Origin of the sequence: Streptomyces corallincola, from assembly GCF_019104725.1 — a bacterium.
In the GTDB taxonomy this organism is placed as follows: Bacteria; Actinomycetota; Actinomycetes; order Streptomycetales; family Streptomycetaceae; genus Streptomyces; species Streptomyces corallincola.
This window is the reverse complement of record NZ_JAHRXF010000017.1, coordinates 73904-95953: the sequence shown is the minus strand read 5'-3', so window position 1 is coordinate 95953 and position 22050 is coordinate 73904. Positions and strand designations below refer to the sequence as shown.

The window sequence follows — 22050 nt, the reverse complement described above, 5'->3', positions numbered from 1 at the left end:
TGTGGGGTTTCGATGGACGACGCCCGGTGCCGGCCCCTGCGTACGGCCGACGTGGCGCGGCAGTCCGGGTACTCACCCCAACAGGTACGGGACCTGGAGCGGCTGGGCGTCGTACCGCCAGCCACGCGTGCGGGCAACGGGTACCGGGCGTACACCGCGCTGCACGTCCGCGCACTGCACGCGTACCGGGGCCTCGCCCGCGCGGCCGGGCCGGTGGAGGCCCGGCGGGTGCTGGCAGGGTTGCGCGGGGCCGGGATCGGGGACGCTGCGGCCGCCGTGGGCGCCGTGCATGTGCGGCTCGCCGCCGAGCGGGACGAAGTGCTGCACGCCCGGCGGGCGTTGGCGGCGATCCGGGCCGAGTGCGAAGGGGGCGGCGCCGCGCGCGAGGGGGACGACGGCGCGCGTGAGGGGGATTCGATGACGATCACCGAGCTGGCCGGGGCGCTCGGTGTACGGCCTTCCGCGCTGCGTTTCTGGGAGCGGGAGGGGCTGGTCGCGCCCGAGCGGGTCACGACTCTGCGGGCCCGCAGGTACGGCCCCGCGGCCGTGGGTGCCGCACGCATCGTCGTCGCGCTGCGCGGTGCCGGGTACGGGGTGCCGGCCGTCCGGGAGATCATGGGCGCTCTCGGCCGGTATGAGGGGCTGGAGGAGACCGAACGGGTCCTGGGCGTGCGTCTCGACGCCATCGCGGACCGTACCGTCGCTCTGCTCAGGGCGGGCTCCGACCTCGCCGCCGTCATCAGCGAAGCCGAAGTACTGCTCCAAGGAGACCAGTTGGCGACAGGTTTCGTACGCGATCCGGCGGACGGTGAGGGGGGTGAGCGGGCGCCCGGGTAAAGGCAAAATCTTCGTTGTTCACAGTGGCTTTACATATTTCCGACCGTACGCGCACAGTTGGCGGACGTTGGGTCGATCATCCATGCACGCAACGTGATCATCGCAGCCCGTCCCGGGTGGCCCACCGAAACACGTGGGTTATCTTGCGGCCACACGGGTGCCCCGCCCGCTGTCTCGCCCTTCCCCCTACGCACGCAAGCCGCAGCACCGAGCCCCACCACATGGCTGCGCACCACACAGCAACAGCACAAACCACAGCACACAGCCCACCTCACGACCCAGGAGACCGACGTGCTCCGCCGTACCCTGCTGCCCGCAGCGGTCGCGCTGATCGGGCTGCTCGCCCCGGCCGCGTCCGCCGCCCCCGCGATGACGGACGCCGCCGCGCCCGCCGCACCCGGCAAGCTGACCAACCTCGCCCACCTCGACGCCCTCACCACCAGCGTCAAGCCGCCCGCGCAGACCGGGCACACCACGTACCGCCTCGCCGAGGACCCCTCGCTGCGGATGCTGTGGGTCTACGCCAACGCCCTGCCCGGCGGCGGCTACCAGCCCACCGGCGGCGGCGATTTCGACGCCGCGCACAACACGTACGGCCAGGGCGCCTACGACGCGGACGACATAGCCCGCGCCGCCGTGGTGTACCTCCGCCACTGGCGCGCGGACGGCGACACGCACAGCCGCGCCCAGGCGTACGGGCTGCTGCGCGGCCTGACCTACCTCCAGACCGCCAGCGGCAAGGACGCCGGCAACGTTGTCCTGTGGATGCAGCCCGACGGCACCCTGAACCGCACCCCTACCCCGCCCGACACCCCCAACCCCTCGGACACCGGCGCCTCCTACTGGCTGGCCCGCACCGTCTGGGCGCTCGGGGAGGGCTACGCCGACTTCAAGAAGTCCGACCCGAAGTTCGCTGACTTCCTCAAGTCCCGTATGGAACTGGCGGTTGGCGCCCTGAACCGCCAAGTCCTCGGCTCCTACGGCACGTACGACACAGCAGACGGCCACCGTGTCCCCGCCTGGCTCATCACCGGCGGCGCCGACGCCACGTCCGAGGCGATGACCGGCCTGAGCGCGTACGTCGGGGCGGGTGGCGGCGGCGCGGCCCGTACCGCGCTCAAGGAGTTCGCCCGGGGCGTCGCGGCCCTCGGCGGCGGAGACGCCCGCCAGTGGCCGTACGGCGCGCTGTTGCCGACCGCCAACTCCGTCTCCAACTGGCACGCTTGGGGCGCGCATATGCCCGAGGGCCTCGCCCAGGCCGCCGCCGCGCTGCACGACCCCGCCCTGCTGGCGCCCGCCGTCTCCGACGCGAGCGTCTTCACCCCGCACCTGCTGACCTCCACCGGCCCGGACAACTCCCTCGCCCCGGCCCCCGTGGACGGCAGCCAGATCGCCTACGGCGCCGACTCCCGCGTGGAGTCCCTGCTGGCCGTCGCCGCCGCCACCCGCACGCCCGGCCCGCGCCGTCTCGCCGGTATCGCGGCGGGCTGGTTCTTCGGCCAGAACCCGGCGGGCACGGCGATGTACGACCCCGCCACCGGCGTCACCTTCGACGGGGTCTCGGCGGACGGGACCGTCAACCACAACTCCGGTGCCGAGTCCACCATTCACGGCCTGCTGAGCATGGAGGCCCTGGACGCGGCGCCCGACGTGGCCCGCACCGCGCTGGCCGCCGGACACATCACCGCCCGCGACGGCCAGCGGGTCGTGGAGGCCGAGTCGGCCCGACTCGGCGGCGGCGCGACGAAGACGACCCCGTCGTCCGCGTGGACCGGCGAGTCCCAGTGGAGCGGTGGCGCCTACGTCTCCACCGGCCCCGGTTCCACCCTCACCTGGAAGATCCCGGCGGGCGACGGCCCCCGCCTGCTCGCCCCGGTCGCGGACCTCACCGACGGCGGCACCGGCACCCTCTCCTTCACCGCCGACGACCGCCACCTCGGCACCCTCCGCTACGGCACCGGCGGCCCCCAGGGCATCTCCCCGGCACCCGGCGCCCTGCTCCCGGTCACGCTGAACGGGGAACTCCCGGCCAAGTCGGTCCAGTTGAAGGCGACCGGCACGCACGGCACGGGCGCGCTCGACGCCCTGCTCATCCAGCCGGAGGTCTCCCGGCTGGTCACCGGCGCCGACGGCCACGGCACCGCCCTGCTCGCCTCGGCGGCCACCGCCTCCCGCACCGTCACCGTCCAGCTCCCCGGCTCCGGTCCGGCCACGGTCACGTCGTACGACGCCACGGGCCACGCCCACCAGACCCGCGAGGTGCGCGGGGCGAGCGTACGCGCGGAGGTGCTGCCGGGCGGATACACCATCGCCGCGAGGTAGTCGGGGCCCGACGAGGGACAGCATCGCCCGAGTGCGGGTCAAGTCTCCTGCCTGCCCGGTCGGTTCGTGGGAGAACCGACCGGGCAGGCGCGGACGAGCGGCTGGCGGACGAGCGGCATGGCGGAAGTGCGGCGAGGCGCACGGCAGGTGAGGGGACCCGCGCGGGTTGCCTGCCCTGGAGAACGGCTCAGGGACGCAGAGCGTTGATCACCATCTCGCCGTAGCGGTGCCAGGTGGCGGGATCGCGTTCCGCCGACCGGACCAGTTGCAGTGCCGTCCCGCACAGGACGACCAGGAGATCCTGCCGGGAGGCGTCGGGACGCAGCTCGCCGGTGGCCTTCGCGGCGTTCATCGCGTCGAGCAGGGTGCGCAGTACCGAGGCCGCCGCCGGTGAGCCCGAGTCCGCGAGGCGTTCCGCGAGAAGCCTGTCGTGGGCCAGCGCGTCGAACAGCCTGAGGACGTAACCCCGGAAAGCCCCGTAGGGGTCGCTGTCGCGCAGCGCTTCGGCGGTGCCTCGCTCCAGTTCGGCCAGGCTCAGCCGGGTCACCGCCTCCAGCAGGTCCTCCTTCGTGGGGAAGCTGCGGTAGACGGTGGCCTTGCCGACCTCGGCGCGCGCCGCGATCTGCGGTACGGACCCGAGAGTCCCCTGCTCGCGGAAGACCGCGACCGCTGCCGCGACCACGCGTTCATGGTTGCGGCGCGCGTCCTTCCGCCTCGGTGTGCCGGGCCGGGTCTCTCCGGGGCCTGCGGACGGGGTGGCGGGAGCCAAGGTGGGGACCTGTCTCGGGAGAACGGTCACGGACCGGTGGTCCGGCCGCGCCGCGCGTTCTGGGGCAGGCGTGAGCGTACCCGGCGGTCTCAGGGTTTGCCCGTACGGGCACCGGTTTACTCCAGGATCGGTTCGTCGCCGTAGACCCGCGTCACGGGGACGTCCAGCACCGTGGAGATCCGCCCGAAGGTCCAGTAGTACCCGATGACTTGGAGTACCTCGACCAGCTCGCGGTCGCTCAGGTGCCGCCGGGCCGCCTCGAAGACGTCGTCCGGCACGCTCGGGCCGGACAGAACCTCGTCGGTGAAGCGGAGCAGCGCACGGTCGGCCCCGGCCAGTCCCGGGCCGTCGAAGACCCCTTCGCGGACGAGTCGCCGCACGTGCTCCTCCACCCCGGCCGCGTCGGCCATCGGTTCGTGCTGCGCGCCGACGAAGGTGCTGCCCGTGCGTGCCGCCACCGCCAGGATCACCAGCTCACGGGAGCGGGCGGGCAAGTCGAGGGCGGTGAACTGGGCGCGGGCCAGTTCGACGAAGGGGCGCACGGTGCCCGCCGAATGGGACAGCATCCTGACCATAGGGTCGGGTGGCAGCGCGGTCAGGAAGTCCCGGACCGGTTCGGGGAGTGCGCTGGGGGAGGGGTCGGGGAGGCGGGTCATACGGGTACTCCGGTGGTCGTGAGGGGCGCGTTTGGTGGTGCGGGACTGGCAATGCTGGGGTTTCGGGGGTGCCGGTGTGCCGGGGCTCGCGGTGGTTCCGGCGGTGCGGACGCCGCGTGTCTCGGGCGTCAGGCAGGAGTGATGTCGAAGCCGGTCTCGCTCAGATGCCGGAACCTGCCGTCCTCCGCGAGCGTGCCGAACAGGGCGACCTCCCGGTGCTGGGTGGTGCCGTCCTTGAGGCGGATGTGGAACACGTGCCGCTCGGCGTAGACGGAGCCGTCGCTGACCTCGTCCAGGACGGTGACCGTGCCTTCCTCGATCAGATCCCGGAAGCCGGCGGCCATCCGCGTGAAGCTCTCCCGGTCGATGGTCCGGCCGTCGGCGCGGTGCGTGTAGTCGGGGGAGTAGAAGCGGTCTACGGCCTCACTCAGCTCGACGCCGGGCTCGGGTGCGAAGACGAGTGCGCGCAGCGCCTCGCTGATCCTGGCGTGGGACATGGGAAAACCTCCTGGTGGGAGCGGACGACAAAAAGCGGACTCAGGGGTCCGGTATCAAGGTTACCGGACCCCGGAGTCCGCTTAATGGTCCATCCGGGCTGGGGTCTCCGCGCACAGGTCGCCGTCCGCCGCCCTCATCCGAGGCCGGGCGCGCGACGCCGGGCGGGCGACGCCGGGTGCGCGGCGGCGGGCCTCGGTAGTGGGCCTCGGCGGTGGGCCTTGGCGTTGGGCCTTGGTGGTGGCTGTCAGGCCGCTGCCCTCGGGGTCGGCCCCGCCCGCCTCCGGAATGCAGAGGTCAGACCGACGCCGCCGCTCCCAGGATGAGGCGGCTGATCTCCTGGGGGTGGGTGATGAGGGAGAGGTGGCCCGCGTTGACCTCGATGGTGCGGGCTCGCATCCGGTGGGCCATGAAGCGTTCCAGGTCGGGATTGATGGTGCGGTCCTGGCGGGAGACCGCGTACCAGGACGGCTTCTCGTGCCAGGCGGCGACGCTGGTGGTGGGCGGGGCGGTGGACAGCAGGCCCTGGGCCGCGTACAGCGTCAGCGCCTCCTCGCGCGGTACCCCGTTGGCGAAGTCCCGCAGGAACGCGTCCTGGTCCAGCCAGCGGAAGCCGCCCGAGGAGACGATGCCCGAACTGACCGGCGGAGTCGGGAACTTGGCCGCCAGCGCCGCGAAGTCCTCCCCGGCCTCCGGGGCGCGGGCGGCGACGTAGACGAGCCCGGCGACCTTGTCGTCCAGGCCGACCTCCGAGATCACCGTGCCGGCGTACGAGTGCGCGACGAGCAGGGTCGGGCCGTCCTGCCGCGCCAGTGCGAACCGGGTCGCGGCGGCGTCGTCCGCGAGCGAGGTCAGCGGGTTCTGTACGGCGGTCACCCGCATCCCGGCCCGTTGGAGCAGCGGGATCACCTTGCCCCACGAAGAGCCGTCGGCGTAGGCCCCGTGCACCAGGACGATGTTGCGCACCCCCTGCGAACGGCCGGGCCGCCCGCTCGCGTGCGCCGAGGGCGCCGCGACCACCGCCGAAGCGGCGGCGACGGTCGCGCCCATCATCGTGAAACGGCGTCGGCTGATCATGGCGAGTCCTCTTTCGATCGTGGATGTGCCGCGCGGGCCCGCGGCCACGGGTACCGGCGGATGCCGCACGGTCACCCTGGATCAAGGCATCAGGCGATGGATCGGTCATATGACTGCCCTGGTATCCCCGGAACCTTGGACATCAACTCGTCTGTGGAATACAGAACTTGAAACCCCTCCGATGCCGCGACCCCCGTCCCCGACCGAGGTCAGAGCTGGCTCGCCTCCTGGCTGGTGACATGCGCGGCCAAGAGGGCGGTGATCTCCGGGAAGTGGTCGGTCAGGTAGAAGTGGCCGCCGGGGTAGGTCTTGAGATCGAACGCCGCTGTGGTGTGCTGCCGCCACACCTGGACCTCCGGAAGTGTGGCGCGCGCATCCATGTGGCCGACGAGTGCGGTGACCGGGCACGGGACCGTCGCGTCCGGTGGGCAGGAGTACGTGTCCACCGCCTCGTAGTCCGCCCGGAGCGCCGGGAGCGCCAGGGCCATCAGCTCGGGGTTCTCCAGCGCGCTCGTGTCCGTACCGCCCAGTGAGCGGATCTCCTCGACCAGACCGGCGTCGTCCAGCTTGTGGTGGCTCTCCTCGCGGTAAGTGGACGGCGCCCTGCGCCCCGAGACGTACAGGCGTACGGGCCCGTCCGGATCGTCCCCGAACCGCCGGGCCACCTCGAACGCCACCAGCGCGCCCATGCTGTGCCCGAACAGGGTCAGCGGCCTGTCGGTCCAGGGGAGCAGGTTCTCGTACACCTCGTCGGCGAGCGCGCCGATCCTGGTCAACGGGGTCTCGGCGTAACGGTCTTGGCGTCCGGGGTACTGCACCGCGAGCACGTCCGCGTGCGGTGCGAGTGCGCGGGCCACCGGGAGGTAGTAGCTCGCGGAGCCGCCCGCGTGCGGGAAGCAGACCACGCGGTGGTCGGCGTCCGGGGCGGGGGCGTACCGCCGGAACCAGGGGTTCTCGGCTGCGGGCTGGGCGATGGGTCCCACGGGTCTCCTCGGTCGTCTCTGTCGTCGGGGCGCGCGCTTCTCCTCATCGTTCCTTGTGGAGCGTGCGGCGTGGGGGAATCGGCGCAGCTGATGGACATTGGGCCGTGCGCGCGGTGAGAATGGCCGCTCACAGTGGATCGAAAACACGAGATCGACTGGATCAGCCAGACCAACCAGGTCAACAAGATCAACGAGATCAACGAGATCAACGATCAACGAGATTTCTGCCCGGTGATGGAGTCGGTGCGGGGCGTGTGTTCCCTCTCCGTGCCAGAACTGGACGGTTCCAGGTGGTGACCACGGGTCCGTACGTCGGACACCGACGACTCAGGTGGGCCGCCCCGTCGGGCAGCGAACAGGACTCGCCGTGTCGTCGGCGAACTACCGTTCCCTGCTGCGGACTTCGGGCGCCGTAGCCTTCTTCCTGCCCGCCTCGCTCGGACGCGTCGGCGTGGCGATGACCAGCCTCGGCATCGTCTGGCTCGTGCACAGCCGTACCGGCACCTTCGCGTCGGCGGGGCTTGTCGGCGGGGCGTTCGCCGTGGCCGAGGCCGTGGGGGCACCTCAAGTGGCCCGACTGGTCGATCGGTTCGGGCAGACCCGCGTTCTGCCGCCCGCGCTCCTCGCCCACGCCCTCGCGGTCGCCGCACTCGTGTGCTTGGTCACGGCGGACGCCTTCGACGGCCTCCTCGTCCTCGCCGGTGCACTGGTCGGAGTCAGCGTCCCCCAGCTCGGTGCGATGTCCGCGGCGCGCTGGGCCGCACTGCTGCGCGGAAAGCGTGCGGCGGAACTCCCCACCGCCTTCGCCCTGGAGTCCCTCACCAACGCCGTGGGCTACCTCGTGGGTCCGGCCGTGGTCAGCGCGCTAGCGGCGGACGGGCGGGCCGTACTCGGGACGGTGCTGGCCGCTTCCCTGTCGGTCGGGGGTGGGCTGGTCCTCGCGGGTCAGCGGGGGAGCGCACCGCCGCCCTTGAGGGACGGGGAATCCGAACAGGGGTTTCGTGGAAGGCCGTTGATGAACGGCGGACTCATCCTCCTGATGGGCCTCAACCTCGCCATCGGGGTCTACTTCGGCGCCATGCAGGTCTCGGTGACGGCGTTCACGGTGGCCCATGACGCTCCCGGCGCCGCCGCACCCCTCTTCGGCGTCTCCAACTTCACTGGATTGCTGATGGGTTGGCTGTACGGGCTGCGCCGATGGCGGATGAGCACGGTGCGGCAAATGGTTTTGTTCAGCGGGGTGTTGACCGTCAGCGCGCTGCTCCTGCCCTTTGTCGGCTCACCGGTCGGGCTCGGAGCGGTCCTCGTGCTGACCGGTGCGACCGTCCCGCCCCTGCTCGTGCTCTTCTCCGTCCTCGCCGAATCCACCGTTCACCCGACCGTCCTGACACAGGCGTTCGCCTGGCTGGGCTCGGCAGTGCGGCGGGCTCGGCTGTCGCGGCGGCGGCTTCGGGAGAGGCGATCGACGTGTTCGGGGCGCGGGGCGGATTCGCGCTCGCCGCGCTGGCGGCCACGTTGATGCTGGCCCAAAGTCTGCTGGCTCAAAGTCCGCCGGGCGGGGTCCGGGGCGCGGGATCATGAAGCATGCTTCCCGAAGACTGGCATATCACCCGAGACATCGATGAATTCCTTTCCCGAACAGGGGAGTTCCTGTGTTCGCGCCCTGCCGTGCACAACACGGCGTTGACGGACATCGAGAAGCTGCGGGCCGACAGAAGGGCTGAAGGGGAGTCCGGCGCGGATCTGTTCGGGTGGTTGGGATCAGGAGGTGAGGTGCGTGCGATCTGCTATCTCACCTTGCGGGGACGCCTGGGCCTCACCGCCCTCGCGGCCGAGCAGACGGACACCCTCGCCGCTCGCCTGGCCGACATCGGCCGGTCCCCGGCCACGGTCATCGCGAACCGCGACACCGCCGGGGCCTTGGCCGAGTCATGGCAGCGGGTCACGGGCGCGGCGTCGGAGCCGTTCTGGCGGACGCATCTCTACCGTCTCGGCACGCTGACCCCTCCCGACCCGCGCCCGGCCGGTCAGGGACGCGTCGCGGGCGGCGGCGACCATGAGCAAGTCGTGCGCTGGTGCCGCGAGTTCTGCGTCGAGGTCGGGGAGCAATCGTCCATCGACCTGATCGACGCCGGTTCCTGGGGTGACTCGCGCTTCGGTGACAGGCGCTTCACCCTCTGGCAAACGCCGGAGGGAACCTCCGCCTCGATGGCGGCCACGACCGCGGTCATCGGCGGCATGGTCCGGGTGGACCCCGTCTACACCCCCGCCCCCCTCCGCGGCCACGGCTACGCGGCAGCCGTGACGGCCCACGTCAGCAGAGCCGCACTCGCCGCAGGCGCGACGGCCGTCGTCCTGTTCACAGACCCCGACAACCCCACCAGCAATGCCCTCTACCAACGCATCGGCTTCGTCCACGTCGCCGACTTCGCCGGGCACAGATTCTCCTACGCACCACAACACACCTCCGTAGAACGCACTCCGTAGAGCGCGCACGCGGCCAGGCATCCCGGCCGGTAAAGCCCCGGTTCCGCCGCGTACGGTCCGGGGCCCGCGTCCGTCCCCCGAGCCTCCCCCCAACGCCCCAACCACCCCCACCAGCCCAAACCCACCCCACCCGCTTGCTCCCCCCACCCCCGGCCCCCTACAGTGAATGCGCTTTCATTACGCACGTACCCCCCCGCCCCCGACCGGCGAACGGACCTGAAGACGTGACTGCCTCCCCCACCGTGTACGACGTGGCGGAGCGCTCCGGTGTCTCCATCGCCACCGTTTCGCGGGTGTACCGCACCCCCGACACGGTGCGGGAGGCGACGAGGGAGCGGGTGCTGGCGGTGGCGCGGGAGCTGGGGTACGTGCCGAGCGGGAACGCGCGCGGGCTGGCGAGCCGGTCCACCGGGGTGCTGGGGCTCTGCTTCCCGGACTACGCCGACCCGGACGCGGACACCGATGACGACGACGCCGCGATGCTCTACTCCGACCAGATCATCCGGGGCATGGAACGCGCCGCCCGCCGCCACGGATACGCCCTCCTCATCGCCGCGTCCCTCCAGGGCGGCCCCGAGAGCCTCGTCGCCAAGGTGGCCGGGCGGGTGGACGGCTTCGCCGTGATGGCCCGTACGGTTCCTACCGGGGAACTGGAGGTCATCTCCCGCCGCCGCCCCGTCGTCATGCTCGCCGGGCCCCGCGAGGGCACCGACCACCTCGACCACCTCGACCACATCGAGGTCGCCAACGAGGACGGCCAGCGCGAACTCACCCGCCACCTCCTCGAAGACCACGGTGTCCGCCGCCCCGCCTACATCGGCACCGCCGAGGAGTCCCCGGACGTGCGGGCCCGCTTCGCCGGGTTCCGGCGCGCCTGCCGGGACGCCGGGGTGGAGGTCGGTGCCGAACCCGCCGTACGCGTCGGCATGATGACCCGCGCCGAGGGTGCCCGCGCCGCCGCCCTGCTCTGCGACGGCCCCGGCGAGCGGCCCGACGCGTTCGTCTTCGCCAACGACCAGATGGCCGTCGGCGCGCTCCGCGAACTCGAACGCCGGGGGCTGTCCGTACCGGGCGACGTGCTGGTCACCGGGTTCGACGGCATTCCGCTCAGCCGCCTCGTACGCCCCTCGCTCACCACCGTGCGCCAGCCCACCGTGCGGATGGGGGAGGAGGCCGTCGAACTCCTCGTCCGTCGGCTCGCCGCCGCCCAGACCGGCGGCTCCGGGGGCGCGGCGAACGGTACGCCCGGCACCGAGCCCGTCTCCCGCATGCTCCCCGTCACCGTCGCCCGGCGCGGCAGCTGCGGCTGCCCCGACGGCGGTACGCCCGCCTCCTGAGCGGACGCCCGCCGTCCCGGTTGCTTCAGCGAACGGCCCGGCCGGATCGCCGCCCTGTCCCAGCACTGAAAGTGGGAAACCTTTCACTTAGCAAAGGTTTCATCCTGCATCAATCCCGCTTACGTTGCTGCGGTGATGTCCTCGGTCCCATCCCCCGCCCGTTACCCGAGTGTGACCAAGACCCCCCTTGTCAGCTCCCAACTCTCTGGAACAGAGTGATGTATGCGCTTACAGACAGCGCATACATTCGTGCCGCGAGCCCCGTGCTCCACGCGGGAGCGAGCCGCGCGGGACAGCACGTCACGCACCACCGCACCACCCGCAAGACCCAAGCAGGAAGCTCAAGGAGGAGCCGTCCATGAACCGCGTTGCCGCTATCGGTTCGATCACCCTCACCCTGGCGTCAGCGCTGACCCTCACCGCCTGCGGTGGTTCGGGTGGCGCGGGGGTCGCCGCGAACGCCAAGCAGACGCTGACCGTCTGGGCGATGGGGACCGAGGGCGAGAAGCTGGGGGACGTCGCCAAGGAGTACGAGAAGACGCACTCCAACATCGACGTCAAGGTCACCCCGGTCGGCTGGGACGTGGCGCACCAGAAGCTGGTGGCCGCCGCCGCCGCGGGCAAGCTGCCCGACGTGGTGCAGATGGGCAGCAGCTACCTCGGTGAGTTCGCCGACATGGGCGTGCTGGAGCCGGTGGACACCAAGACCTTCCACCAGGGCGACTTCTTCCCCGCCGCCTGGCAGCAGGGCAGCTACGACGGCAAGACCTACAGCGTGCCGTGGTACGTGGACACCCGCGTCCTCTACTACCGGACCGACCTCGCCAAGAAGGCCGGCATCAAGGCCGCCCCCACCACGATGGCCGAGCTCCAGCAGGACGCAGAGGCGTACCAGTCCAAGGCGCACACCAAGTGGGGCATGGACCTCAAGCCCTCCGGTCTCGACACCGTGCAGAGCTTCTACCCGTTCCTGTACTCCGACGGCGGCGGCATCCTCAACGCCCAGGGCAAGCCGGTCATCGACTCGCCGCAGGCGGTCAAGGCCCTCGACTACTACGGCAGCTTCTTCAAGAAGGGGCTCATCGCCAAGTCGGAGCAGCCGGGTTACGACGTCACGAAGGACTTCAACACCGGCAACGTGCCGATGTTCCTCGGCGGCCCCTGGATGACCGGGCTCATCGCCGACAACTACCCCGGCCTGAAGGGCAAGTGGGCCGTCGCGCCGCTGCCCGCCGGGGACAAGGGGTCGGTGTCGATGGCCGGTGGTTCCAGCCTCGCCGTCTCCGCCGACAGCACGCACAAGGCGGCGGCGTCGAAGTTCATCCAGTACCTGACCGGCGCCAAGGGCCAGGCCGACTGGTTCAAGCGCACCGCCGACCTCCCGGCCAACCGCGCCGCCTGGGACAGCGGGACGCTTGCCACGGACGCCGAGATGAAGATCTGGCGCAAGCAGATGGAGACGGCCCGCACCGAGCCGTCCGCCGCGAAGCTCACCGAGATCACCTCCAAGGTGGACGCCGCGATCGGCGCCGTCACCCAGGGCAGCGCGGACGCCAAGACCGCGCTCACCCAGGCCCAGAACCAGATCGCAGGACTGACGAAGTAGCCCCCATGTCCCTCACGACAGGACCGGCCGCGTCCGAGGCGGCCCCGACGAAGACCCCCGTGGCCGGGAAGCGCAGCGCCTCCCGGCCCGGCCGGGGCCCGGTCGGCCGCCACAATCTGCACGGATGGCTGTTCTCCACGCCGTTCCTCGTGCTGTTCGGCGTCTTCATGCTGTTCCCGATCGTCGCCACGCTCGTCATGAGCTTCACCGACTTCGGGGCGCGCAACGTGACCCGCCCGCTGGACGCCCGGTTCGTCGGGCTGGACAACTACACCCAGTTGTTCCAGGACGACACGTTCCTCAAGTCCCTCTTCAACACCGGGTACTTCGTGGTCGTCGGCGTACCGCTGACCATCGTGCTCGGGCTGCTGGCCGCGCTGTTGCTGAACAACGGCATCGACCGGGCCCGTACGTTCTTCCGGATCGGCTTCTACGCCCCGGTCGTCACCACGATCGTCGCGGTCGCCGTGGTGTGGCGGTTCGTGCTTGACCCCTCGGACGGGCTGATCGCGGGGCTCGCCTCCGAACTCGGCTTCCACGCACCGGACTTCCTCGGCTCCTCCACCTGGGCGATGCCCTCGCTGATCGCGATGGGCGTGTGGCGCAACCTGGGCACCGTCATGGTGCTGTTCATCGCCGGACTCCAGGCGATCCCGAACGAGGTCCGCGAGGCGGCCCGGCTGGACGGCGCGAGCGGCTGGCAGGAACTGCGCCGCATCACCGTGCCGTTGCTGCGTCCGACCCTGCTCTACGCCACGGTCATCACCACCATCGGCTACCTCAACGTCTTCGAGGAACCCTTCGTGATGACCCAGGGCGGCCCCAACAACGCCACCCTGACGGTCTCGCTGGACATGTACCAGCAGGGCTTCAACTTCTTCCACATGGGTTACGCGAGCGCGATGGCCTACGTGCTGTTCGTCATCATCATGGCCGTCACGGTCCTCCAGCTCCGACTGATGAAGGACAACACCCGATGACCGCGACCCTCCCGGCCGCCGGGACCCGGCCGCACCGCCCGAGCGGCGGAGGACCCGGGAACCGTACGCGCAAGATCCTGCTCTACGTGGTCGCCGCGCTCAGCCTGCTGATCATGGCGGCGCCCTTCCTCTGGATGGCGCTGTCCGCCTTCAAGACCCGGCAGGACCTCACCGCGAGCCCGCCGGTGTGGATTCCGACGCACTGGACGCTCGGCAACTTCACCGGGCTGCTGCGGCAGTTGGACATGCCGCGCTACTTCGTGAACTCGCTGGCCGTCGCCGTCCTCACCACGGTGTGCAACCTGCTGTTCTGCTCCATGCTCGGCTACGCCCTCGCCAAGCTCCGCTTCACCGGCCGTTCCAAGGTGTTCGGGATCGTGCTGGCCGCGCTGATGGTGCCCGCCAACCTGATGATCCTGCCGCTGTACGTCCTGATGAACCAGCTCGGCCTGATCGACACCTACGCCGGTCTGGTCCTGCCGTTCGCGGCGAGCGCCTTCGGGGTGTTCCTGATGCGGCAGTTCATGCAGGCCATCCCGGACGAGCTGCTGGAGGCGGCCCGGATCGACGGCGCGGGGGAGTGGTACATCTTCTTCCGCATCGTGCTGCCGCTGGTCAAGCCCGCCCTGGCCACGCTGACGATCTTCACCTTCCTGGCCTCCTGGAACAACTTCATCTGGCCGCTGATCGCGACCAACGACCCCGGCAAGTACACCCTGCCGGTCGCACTGGCCACCTTCGCCAACGACCCCAACCGCACGGTGGCGGGCGGCAACGGCGTGCTGATGGCCGGTTCCCTGTTGGTCGTGCTGCCCGTACTGCTCGTCTTCGCCGTCCTGCAACGGCACTTCACCCAGGGCATCGCCACCGCCGGGCTCAAGTAGCCCACCAGGTAAGCGAGTTCGGGCGGACCGCCGCGCCGCGCACGGCAGTCACCGACGGCCCACCCGACGGCCCGAGAACCCCCACACCACCAGAAAGACAGAACGGACGATGACGCAGACCTCGACCCGCTTCCCCGACGGCTTCCTGTGGGGCGCATCCACCGCCGCCCACCAGATCGAGGGGAACAACGTCAACAGCGACTGGTGGCGCAAGGAGCACGACCCGGCCGCCGGGATCGCCGAGCCCAGCCTCGACGCCTGCGACAGCTACCACCGCTGGGAGCAGGACATGGACCTGCTCGCCGAACTCGGCTTCACCGACTACCGGTTCAGCGTCGAGTGGGCCCGCGTCGAGCCGGTGCGCGGCACCTTCTCGCACGCCGAGATCGCCCACTACCGCCGCATGGTGGACGGTGCCCTCGCGCGCGGCCTGCGCCCGATGGTCACCCTGCACCACTTCACCGTGCCGCAGTGGTTCGAGGACCTCGGCGGCTGGACCGCCGACGGCGCCGCCGACCTGTTCGCCCGGTACGTCGAGCACTGCGCGCCGATCATCGGTGAGGGCGTCACGCACGTCTGCACCATCAACGAGCCCAACATGATCGCCGTGATGGCGGGCCTCGCCAAGTCCGGCGACAAGGGGTTCCCGCCCGCCGGGCTGCCCACCCCGGACGAGGAGACCACCGAGGCGATCATCGCCGCCCACCACGCCGCGATGAAGGCCGTCCGCGCCATCGACCCCGCCATCAAGGCCGGCTGGACCATCGCCAACCAGGTGTACCAGGCGCTGCCCGGCGCCGAGGACGTCACCGCCGCCTACCGGCACCCCCGCGAGGACGTCTTCATCGAGGCCGCGCGCGGCGACGACTGGATCGGCGTCCAGTCGTACACCCGGACCAAGATCGGCGCCGACGGGCCGGTGCCCGCGCCCGAGGACGCCGAGCGCACCCTCACCCAGTGGGAGTACTACCCGCGCGCCGTCGGCCACGCGCTGCGCCACACCGCCGAGGTCGCCGGGCCCGACCTGGCGCTGATCGTCACCGAGAACGGCATCGCCACCGCCGACGACAGCCGCCGCGCCGACTACTACGCGGGCGCCCTCGACGAGGTCGCCGCCTGCGTCGAGGACGGCCTCAACATCCAGGGCTACCTGGCCTGGAGCGCGCTCGACAACTACGAATGGGGCTCGTTCAAGCCGACGTTCGGCCTGATCGCCGTGGACCCGGTGACCTTCGAGCGCACCGCGAAGCCCTCCGCCCACTGGCTCGGCGGCCTCGGCCGCACCCGCGAACTGCCGCGCACCTCTGCCTGACGCGCGGCCCCACGACCCGGGCGCCGGCGGTCACCTGACCCCCGCCGGCGCCCGACGGCACACCCGCCACGGGCCGCGGCCCCTTTGGCCGCGGCCCGTGGCGCGACCGACCACACCCCGTACACCTCGCACACGACCATCAACCGGTGCACTTCTCAAGGGAGTTCGGAGCCGCATGAACCGCCGTCGTTTCCTCGCCGCCACCGGGACCGCCCTCGCGGCCACGTCCCTCACCCCCGCCGCCGCCCACGCCGCCACGCCCCCGGCCGCGCCGTCCCCTTCCGGCCGCCCGTCGTCCTCGTACCGGGGCGGGTCCTCGCCCGCCGTGCTGCGCGAATGGTTCGCCGCCACCTATCGGTCTGTCATGGCCATGACCAGCGATTTCGGGCTGGCCGCCGACAAGATCGACGTCAGCGGGAGCGGCACCCCCGTGCCCTCCCCGCAGACCTCGCCCACCAACATCGGGTGCGGCCTGTGGTCCACCGCCGCCGCCGGTGGGCTCGGCGTCATCTCCGCCGCCACCATGCGCGAACGCCTGGCGCACACCGTCTCCGCCGTCGAGAAGCTGGAGCGCGCGCACGGCTTCTGGTTCAACTGGTACGACATCCACGACGGTTCGGTGCTCACCAGCTGGCCCGAGACCGGCGACACCGTCCGCCCGTTCCTCTCCACCGTGGACAACGCCTGGCTCGTCACCGGTCTGCGGATCGCCGCGTACGCCTCCCCCGAACTGCGCCCCCGCGTCGCCGCGCTGCTCGCCGACGCCGACTGGTCGTACTACTACACCCCCTACGACCCCAGCGACCCCGTCGCCGGACCCGGCCAGCTCCGGGGCGGCTTCTGGCCCGACAAGCCCGGCAAGGGCGAGCCGACCGGCCACCATTACGGCGCCCTCAACACCGAGCCGCGCATGGCCAGTTACCTCGGCATCGCGGACGGCTCGCTGCCGACCGAGCACTACTGGCACCTCTTCCGCACCCTGCTCCCCGGCATGGGTCAGCAGCAGGAGCCCGAGGGCGCCTACGCCACCATCGACGGCGTGAAGGTCTGGGAGGGCCACTACACCTACCGGGGCCGGAAAGTCGTCCCCACCTGGGGCGGCTCGATGTTCGAGGCCCTCATGGTCCCCCTCTTCGTCCCCGAACCCGAATGGTCCCCGCACTCCTGGGGCCTCACCCACCGGCGCTACGTCCGCAGCCAGATCGAGGACGGCCTCGACCAGCAGAAATACGGCTACTGGGGCTTCTCCCCGGCCAGCATCCCCGCCGGTGGCTACGACGTGTACGGCGTCGATGAGATCGGCATGCAGCAGGACGGCTACTTCCCCGGCGGCGTCGTCACCCCGCACGCCTCCTTCCTCGCCCTCCCGCAGGCCCCGGCCGAGGCGCTGGCCAACCTGCACGCCCTGGACCGTGACTTCGGCGCCTACGACGACCGGTACGGCTTCCGCGACTCCGTGGACGTCAAGACCGGCCGGGTCAGCGACTTCGTCCTCGCCCTGGACCAGGGCATGATCGCCGCCGCCCTCGCCCAGCAACTGCGCCCGGGACTGCTCCAAGTCCCCTTCCGCACCGGCGGGTTCCGCAGCCGGGTGCGGCCGCTGCTGGCGAAGGAGCGGTTCAGCATCTGAGGCGGAGGGGGCGGGGGCGGTTCGGCGCTCCGAGCTGAACTGAGCCACTGGAAAGCCCAGTTGGCCGGGGCCCGGACGGGCGCCCCCGTACCCTCCGGTTCGGCGCCCCTACGCCTCCGGGCCGACGCCCGTCCCCCAGAGGAACACCTCGGTGTCCGGCTGCCGTTCGTGGAACACCCCCGGTCCGGACACCTCCCGCAGCAGGGCCCGCGACTCGGCTTCGAAGGAGCCGAGTCGCGGGCCGAACAGATGCGGCGCGGAGTACGACAGCGAGAACACCCCGGCCATCACGTCGTCCGCCGACCGCTCCAGCACCTCCCCACCGGGCACGACCAGCCGACGCGGCCCGGAGTACCCGGCCGCCGCCAGGATCTCCCGCTCGCCGCCCGGCGTCCCCTGCGGCAACAGCTTCCGCCCGGCCCGCCGTACCGGCCCGAGATACCGGGCGACCAGCTCCGCGATCCGGTCCCGCGGCACCGGCGGACCCGGCAGCCCCGCCGCGGACCGGGTCTCCGGCTTCAGGTCCGACACATGCACCAGCACCCCGCCGGGCCGCAGCAGCTCCCGCGTGGCCGCCGCCACCGCCGCACGGTCCATCCAGTGGAAGGACTGGGCGAAAGCGGCCACCGTGAACGTGCCGATGTCGTGCGGGAGTTGTTCGGCACGTGCCCGGACCCACCGCACCCGGCCGGTGAGCCCGCGCGCCGCCGCCTCGCGGGTCGCCTCGGTGAGCATCCCGGCGTCCGGGTCCACCCCGACCACCTCCGCGAACAGTTCCGCCAGCTCCAGCGCGAGCGTCCCCGGCCCGCACCCCATGTCCAGCAGCCGCCCCCGGCCGTCCAGTCCGAGAGCCTCCGCGAGCGCGGCCGTCAGACCGGGCGCGTACGGCAGCCGCCCGCGCCGGTAGTAGGGCGCCGCCCCCGCGAACAGGTGGTCGTCCCCGAGCCGTTCCGTCACCGCTGCCTCCCTGTCGTGCCGGGCCCGTTCTCGATTGAACTCGACTACCTCGACGGGTCGTTGCATCTGTGGCGGCGCGCCACCCGTACGCGGCGCCCAGGAATGGTCCCGACCCTGAGGAACGTGAGCGCACATGACCGACCCCACCCTTGGCCGCAGGCGGCTGCTGAAGATGTTCGGAGTGGGGGCGACCGCGTCCACGGCCGCTCTGCTCCAGGGCGACCCGGTGCTCGCCGCGACACTCGGCCACGACGAGAAGACCGGTGTGTACGACGGGAGTTACCGCGCGCCCACCGGACTGGCCCGAACGACGGACGCCAAGCGGACCGCGCTCGGCTGGATAGACGCCAACCAGGACGCCGTCACCAAACTGAGCGACGACGTGTGGCAGCACGCCGAGCTGTCGCTGCGCGAGTGGAAGTCCTCGCTCGCCACGGCGGAGTTGCTGCGCGCCAACGGCTTCAGCATCCAGTGGGGCTCGGCCGGTTTCCCCACCGCGTTCGTCGCCACGTACGGCAACGGCGGCCCGGTGCTCGGCTTCAACGCCGAGTACGACGCGCTGCCCGGCCTGTCGCAGAAGAAGGGCGCCGGGACGCACGACCCGCTGGTCTACAACCACGACGCCTACGGGCCGACGTACGGCGCGGGGCACGGTGACGCGCACAACGCGCTCGGCGCGGGCGGCACCGCCGCGGCCATCGCCGTCGCCCAGGCGATCCGCGCCCACAACCTCAAGGCCACCGTCAAACTCTTCGGCAGCGCGGGCGAGGAACAGCTCGTCGGCAAGGCGTACGCCGTGAAGGCCGGGGTCTACGACGGGCTGGACGCGTTCCTCGACTGGCACCCGTTCAACATCACCGTGCCGTTCTGGAACACCACCAGCGCCCTGATCTCGGCCACCTTCACCTTCCTCGGCGCCTCCGGGCACGGCGGCACCCCGCTCGGCAACAAGAGCGGCCTGGACGGCGCCCTGCTGATGGCGACCATGTCGGAGTACCTGCGGGAGAAGAACGTCGCCCCCTCCGGCCGCTTCCACTACGCGGTCATCAATGGCGGCGGCGCCCCCAACGTGACCCCCGACATGTGCTCCATCTGGTTCTTCGTCCGCGAGGGCAGCCCGGCCCGCGCCCAGGTCCTGTACGACAAAATCGTGGAGTGCGCGAAGGCGGCGGCGCAGGCCAGCCAGACCCGGCTGGTGCACAAGTTCCACTCCGCGACGTGGAACCTGCTCGCCAGCAAGGCGGGGGCGGAACTCCTCAACGACAACATGCGGCAGATCGGCGCGCCGAGGTTCACCGACGCCGACCACACGCTGGCCAAGGCGATCCAGAAGTCCCTGGGCCGCCCGGAGATCGGCATGCCGACCGACCTCACCCCGCTCGCTCCGCCCGCGAGCGCCTACACCGGCGGGCTGTCCACCGACACCGCCGACATCAGCTGGCAGGCGCCCACCGCGGTGCTGCTGGCCGCCGCGTACCCGCCCGGCCTGCCCAACCACAACTGGGGTGTCACCTCCACCGCCGGGACCAACATCGGTCACCAGGCGGCGCTGTCCGCCGCGCGCTATCTGGCCGCCGCCGCCGTGGACCTCATCCAGCAGCCGGAGCGCCTGGCCGCGATGAAGGACGAGTTCAAGGCCCGTAAGGAGGGCACGACCTGGGCATCCATGATCCCGGACGGGACGCAGCCCCCGCTCTACGAGCCGCCCGCCGACTTCCTCAAGGAGACCGGGCAGAGCTGGCCGCCCAAGGGAGTCACCTGGCCGGTGCCCCCGGTCCTCGCCACCGAGCAACTGGGCACCACCGGACCGAACATGCCCCCGGTCACCTGAGCGGCGCCCCCCGGATCGCATTTATGCAATTCCCGGAACACGGTCCGCCGGAAGAAGTGTGCCGGGTGAATGTATTCTCCGGGGAATTTCCCGAGCGATCCGGGCTGTCTGGTTGAGCGGTGAATAATCCGTCGGGATACAGGCTGACATCGCGCTGACACGGGGCTGACGCGCCGCTGACATGGCGCTGACGCGCGGCTGACGTGCATGTTCGCCGAGGCGGGTCATGGCTGGAATCCGCGTACGGAAAAGCGGGAAAGTGCCGGTGCGGTGGCACGCGATGGACAGGCATGGATTTCCTGGGCCATAATTCTGCGCGACTGAATCGCGGTCGAATCGCGGCCCGCGGGAGAATCGCGCAAGGGGGACGTGTCATGGCGACCGAGGAATTGTCCGAGCCGGACATCGCGGGGGTCTCCGGCGCTCCGGCGCCGGAGCCGCCCATGCGCTGGAGCCCGCTCGTCCTGGTCTCGCTCGGCACCTTCATCACCGTGCTGGACTTCTTCATCGTCAACGTGGCGGTGCCCGACATCCAGAGCGGTCTGCACGCGAGCGCCGTCCAGGTGCAGTTCGTGCTGGCCGGTTACGGGCTCCCGCTGACCACGATGATGATCACGGCCGGGCGGCTGGGCGATCTCCACGGCCGCAGAAGGCTGTTCGTGATCGGGCTCGCCCTGTTCACCGCCGCCTCCGCCTGCGCCGGACTCGCCCGAAACCCCGAACAGCTCATCGCGGCACGGGTGTTCCAGGGCATCGCGGCCTCCCTCATCACCCCGCAGGTGCTCGCGCTGCTCGGCTCCATCTATCAGGGCCGGGCGCGTGTGGTGGCGTTCAACGTCTACGGCCTGGCCATCGGAATGGCGGCGGTTTTCGGCCAGTTGATCGGCGGCTCGCTCATCACGCTCAATCCGGGCGGGCTCGGCTGGCGGGCCATCTTCCTCGTCAACGTGCCCGTCGGACTGATCGCCGTCCTGCTCGTGCCCCGGCTGGTGCCCGAGTCGCGCGGCGGCGGCCGTACCGGACTGGACGTCGTCGGCACGCTCCTCGTCATGCTCGGCCTGGTCGCCATCGTGCTGCCGCTCACCCAGGGGCGTGAGACGGGCTGGCCCGCCTGGTCGGTGGTGTGCCTCGTCGCGGCCGTACCCCTGCTCGCCGTCTTCGCGTACCAGCAGCACCGGGCGACCCGGCGCGGCGGCTCGCCGTTGGTCAACACCGGGCTCTTCAGGTCCCGTTCGTTCTCCTTCGGGCTGCTCGCGATGGTCTGCTACTTCACCACGATGGGCGCCTGCTTCCTGGTGCTGTCGCTCTACCTCCAGCAGGGGCGCGGCATGACACCGCTCGGCTCGGGGCTGATGTATCTGCCGATGGGCATCGGGTTCTTCGCCGCGACTGCGCTCGGCGGCACCGTGGCCGCCCGGCTCGGCCGCCAGGGTCCCGCCCTCGGCGCGTTCCTCGTCGTCGTCGGCTACGGCGGACTCGCCCTGCTGGTACGGGAGATCGGCGCCGGAGGACACGCGCTGTGGCTCGCGGCGCCGCTGCTGGTGGCGGGCGTCGGCATGGGCTTCACCACCGCCCCGCTGTCCTCGCTGATCCTCGCCCCCGTCGGCCCGGAACACGCGGCGTCCGCCTCCGGGGTGCTCAGCACCGCGCAGGAGATGGGCGCGACCGTGGGCGTGGCCCTGACCGGCGGCATCTTCTTCCACATGGTCGCCGACCGGCCCGGCCCGCTGAACAGCCCGCACGCCTTCACCGTCTGCCTGCTGATCATGGTCGTGATCGACCTGCTGGTGGTGGGGCTGGCGCAGTTCATGGGGCGCGACACCGAAACGGTGTAGCCCCCGCGCGCGCCCACGGCGTGCGAGCCCGAGGGGGCGCCGTACGGGATGA

The 22050-nt window shown here is 71.2% G+C and carries 19 protein-coding genes; 13 read left to right on the top strand and 6 right to left on the bottom strand.

The window, feature by feature from the left end; all coding sequences use genetic code 11:
- The first annotated feature begins 12 nt into the window (after nucleotides 1-12).
- Together KUM39_RS13940 and KUM39_RS13935 are read left to right on the top strand one after the other, a co-directional pair.
- Complete coding sequence (locus KUM39_RS13940; RefSeq protein ID WP_217785909.1) at nucleotides 13-837, top strand: MerR family transcriptional regulator; 825 nt, start codon at nucleotides 13-15, stop codon at nucleotides 835-837.
- Between the two features lie 291 nt (nucleotides 838-1128).
- Nucleotides 1129-3159, top strand: coding sequence for a hypothetical protein (locus tag KUM39_RS13935; protein WP_217785908.1), 2031 nt, complete (start codon nucleotides 1129-1131; stop codon nucleotides 3157-3159).
- A 187-nt stretch (nucleotides 3160-3346) separates the two neighbouring features.
- On the opposite strand, the gene KUM39_RS13930 is transcribed toward KUM39_RS13935, so the two are convergent.
- From KUM39_RS13930 to KUM39_RS13910, 5 genes are all read right to left on the bottom strand, one after another.
- Complete coding sequence (locus tag KUM39_RS13930; protein WP_308288123.1) at nucleotides 3347-3841, bottom strand: TetR/AcrR family transcriptional regulator; 495 nt, start codon at nucleotides 3839-3841, stop codon at nucleotides 3347-3349.
- Between the two features lie 203 nt (nucleotides 3842-4044).
- Nucleotides 4045-4584, bottom strand: a complete 540-nt coding sequence (locus KUM39_RS13925) for a carboxymuconolactone decarboxylase family protein (RefSeq protein WP_217785906.1) — start codon at nucleotides 4582-4584, stop codon at nucleotides 4045-4047.
- A gap of 128 nt (nucleotides 4585-4712) precedes the next feature.
- The gene (locus KUM39_RS13920) at nucleotides 4713-5081 is read right to left on the bottom strand and encodes a nuclear transport factor 2 family protein (RefSeq protein ID WP_217785905.1); all 369 of its coding nucleotides are present in this window, start codon (nucleotides 5079-5081) and stop codon (nucleotides 4713-4715) included.
- A 295-nt stretch (nucleotides 5082-5376) separates the two neighbouring features.
- The gene (locus KUM39_RS13915; protein ID WP_217785904.1) at nucleotides 5377-6156 is read right to left on the bottom strand and encodes an alpha/beta fold hydrolase; all 780 of its coding nucleotides are present in this window, start codon (nucleotides 6154-6156) and stop codon (nucleotides 5377-5379) included.
- Between the two features lie 209 nt (nucleotides 6157-6365).
- Nucleotides 6366-7139 carry a thioesterase II family protein gene (locus KUM39_RS13910; protein ID WP_308288122.1) on the bottom strand — a complete coding sequence of 258 codons (774 nt, stop codon included), beginning with the start codon at nucleotides 7137-7139 and terminating at the stop codon, nucleotides 6366-6368.
- A gap of 132 nt (nucleotides 7140-7271) precedes the next feature.
- On the opposite strand from KUM39_RS13910, the gene KUM39_RS13905 reads away from it, so the two are divergent.
- The 9 genes from KUM39_RS13905 (at nucleotide 7272) to KUM39_RS13865 (ending at nucleotide 17375) form a co-directional block, all read left to right on the top strand.
- On the top strand, nucleotides 7272-7436 hold the full coding sequence (locus KUM39_RS13905) for a hypothetical protein (RefSeq protein WP_217785903.1): 165 nt from the start codon (nucleotides 7272-7274) through the stop codon (nucleotides 7434-7436).
- A gap of 70 nt (nucleotides 7437-7506) precedes the next feature.
- On the top strand, nucleotides 7507-8658 hold the full coding sequence (locus KUM39_RS13900; protein WP_308288121.1) for an MFS transporter: 1152 nt from the start codon (nucleotides 7507-7509) through the stop codon (nucleotides 8656-8658).
- A gap of 65 nt (nucleotides 8659-8723) precedes the next feature.
- Entirely contained in the window at nucleotides 8724-9626 is a 903-nt protein-coding gene (locus KUM39_RS13895; RefSeq protein ID WP_217785902.1) for a GNAT family N-acetyltransferase, read from the top strand.
- A 224-nt stretch (nucleotides 9627-9850) separates the two neighbouring features.
- Entirely contained in the window at nucleotides 9851-10963 is a 1113-nt protein-coding gene (locus tag KUM39_RS13890) for a LacI family DNA-binding transcriptional regulator (protein ID WP_217785901.1), read from the top strand.
- Nucleotides 10964-11321: 358 nt separating this feature from the next.
- Nucleotides 11322-12569 (top strand): sugar ABC transporter substrate-binding protein, encoded by a 1248-nt coding sequence (locus KUM39_RS13885; RefSeq protein WP_217785900.1) that lies wholly within the window; start codon nucleotides 11322-11324, stop codon nucleotides 12567-12569.
- Nucleotides 12570-12574: 5 nt separating this feature from the next.
- Nucleotides 12575-13549 (top strand): carbohydrate ABC transporter permease, encoded by a 975-nt coding sequence (locus KUM39_RS13880; protein ID WP_217785899.1) that lies wholly within the window; start codon nucleotides 12575-12577, stop codon nucleotides 13547-13549.
- Nucleotides 13546-14433 (top strand): carbohydrate ABC transporter permease, encoded by an 888-nt coding sequence (locus tag KUM39_RS13875; RefSeq protein WP_217785898.1) that lies wholly within the window; start codon nucleotides 13546-13548, stop codon nucleotides 14431-14433. The genes KUM39_RS13880 and KUM39_RS13875 overlap by 4 nt, the downstream gene beginning before the upstream one ends.
- A gap of 109 nt (nucleotides 14434-14542) precedes the next feature.
- Complete coding sequence (locus KUM39_RS13870; protein ID WP_217785897.1) at nucleotides 14543-15745, top strand: glycoside hydrolase family 1 protein; 1203 nt, start codon at nucleotides 14543-14545, stop codon at nucleotides 15743-15745.
- Between the two features lie 175 nt (nucleotides 15746-15920).
- On the top strand, nucleotides 15921-17375 hold the full coding sequence (locus KUM39_RS13865) for a glucoamylase family protein (RefSeq protein ID WP_217785896.1): 1455 nt from the start codon (nucleotides 15921-15923) through the stop codon (nucleotides 17373-17375).
- Nucleotides 17376-17483: 108 nt separating this feature from the next.
- On the opposite strand, the gene KUM39_RS13860 is transcribed toward KUM39_RS13865, so the two are convergent.
- Nucleotides 17484-18332, bottom strand: a complete 849-nt coding sequence (locus KUM39_RS13860) for a class I SAM-dependent methyltransferase (RefSeq protein ID WP_308288120.1) — start codon at nucleotides 18330-18332, stop codon at nucleotides 17484-17486.
- Between the two features lie 133 nt (nucleotides 18333-18465).
- Here KUM39_RS13860 and KUM39_RS13855 point away from each other — a divergent pair, with 133 nt between their 5' ends.
- Together KUM39_RS13855 and KUM39_RS13850 are read left to right on the top strand one after the other, a co-directional pair.
- The gene (locus KUM39_RS13855) at nucleotides 18466-20163 is read left to right on the top strand and encodes an amidohydrolase (RefSeq protein WP_217785894.1); all 1698 of its coding nucleotides are present in this window, start codon (nucleotides 18466-18468) and stop codon (nucleotides 20161-20163) included.
- 374 nt (nucleotides 20164-20537) lie between these two features.
- On the top strand, nucleotides 20538-21998 hold the full coding sequence (locus tag KUM39_RS13850; protein WP_246620096.1) for an MFS transporter: 1461 nt from the start codon (nucleotides 20538-20540) through the stop codon (nucleotides 21996-21998).
- Nucleotides 21999-22050: the final 52 nt, after the last annotated feature.

Coding starts and splice junctions, on each gene's coding strand:
- KUM39_RS13940 (WP_217785909.1), top strand. CDS start 13: ATGGACGACGCCCGGTGCCGGCCCCTGCGTACGGCCGACGTGGCGCGG.
- KUM39_RS13925 (WP_217785906.1), bottom strand. CDS start 4,584: ATGACCCGCCTCCCCGACCCCTCCCCCAGCGCACTCCCCGAACCGGTC.
- KUM39_RS13920 (WP_217785905.1), bottom strand. CDS start 5,081: ATGTCCCACGCCAGGATCAGCGAGGCGCTGCGCGCACTCGTCTTCGCA.
- KUM39_RS13915 (WP_217785904.1), bottom strand. CDS start 6,156: ATGATCAGCCGACGCCGTTTCACGATGATGGGCGCGACCGTCGCCGCC.
- KUM39_RS13895 (WP_217785902.1), top strand. CDS start 8,724: ATGCTTCCCGAAGACTGGCATATCACCCGAGACATCGATGAATTCCTT.
- KUM39_RS13885 (WP_217785900.1), top strand. CDS start 11,322: ATGAACCGCGTTGCCGCTATCGGTTCGATCACCCTCACCCTGGCGTCA.
- KUM39_RS13880 (WP_217785899.1), top strand. CDS start 12,575: ATGTCCCTCACGACAGGACCGGCCGCGTCCGAGGCGGCCCCGACGAAG.
- KUM39_RS13875 (WP_217785898.1), top strand. CDS start 13,546: ATGACCGCGACCCTCCCGGCCGCCGGGACCCGGCCGCACCGCCCGAGC.
- KUM39_RS13870 (WP_217785897.1), top strand. CDS start 14,543: ATGACGCAGACCTCGACCCGCTTCCCCGACGGCTTCCTGTGGGGCGCA.
- KUM39_RS13865 (WP_217785896.1), top strand. CDS start 15,921: ATGAACCGCCGTCGTTTCCTCGCCGCCACCGGGACCGCCCTCGCGGCC.
- KUM39_RS13855 (WP_217785894.1), top strand. CDS start 18,466: ATGACCGACCCCACCCTTGGCCGCAGGCGGCTGCTGAAGATGTTCGGA.
- KUM39_RS13850 (WP_246620096.1), top strand. CDS start 20,538: ATGGCGACCGAGGAATTGTCCGAGCCGGACATCGCGGGGGTCTCCGGC.